Origin of the sequence: Salifodinibacter halophilus (genome assembly GCA_012999515.1) — a bacterium.
Lineage (GTDB): Bacteria > Pseudomonadota > Gammaproteobacteria > Nevskiales > Salinisphaeraceae > Salifodinibacter > Salifodinibacter halophilus.
On record JABEEB010000066.1, the window covers coordinates 1 to 358 of the forward strand.

Annotated in this window: 1 protein-coding gene; it reads left to right on the forward strand. The window is 74.9% G+C overall.

The window, feature by feature from the left end:
- Positions 1-358 (forward strand): tetratricopeptide repeat protein (locus HKX41_10710; GenBank protein NNC24601.1); only part of this gene is annotated, 358 nt, incomplete at both ends.

The window sequence follows — 358 nt, forward strand, 5'->3', positions numbered from 1 at the left end:
CGACCGCGATCCCAACCAGATCGAAGGCTGGCGCCTGCTGGCCAGCGCCTACACCGCGCAGGGCCTGGCGGTGAAGGCCCGCGACGCCTACGCGCGCGCGCTCAAGCTCGCCCCGGACAATCCCGACCTGCTCGCCGAGGCCGCCGAAGCGCGCGCCCTGGCCACGCGCGAGCGCCGCTTCGACGAAGACGCCGTGCGCATGCTGGAACACGCGCTGGAGCAGCAGCCGATGCACCAGCGCGCGCGCTGGTTCCTCGGCATCGCCCAGCGCCAGGCCGACCGTCCCGGCGACGCGGCCAAGACCTGGGAGCCGCTGCTGAGCGTGGTCCAGGCCGGCACCGCGGCCAGCCTGCTCGAC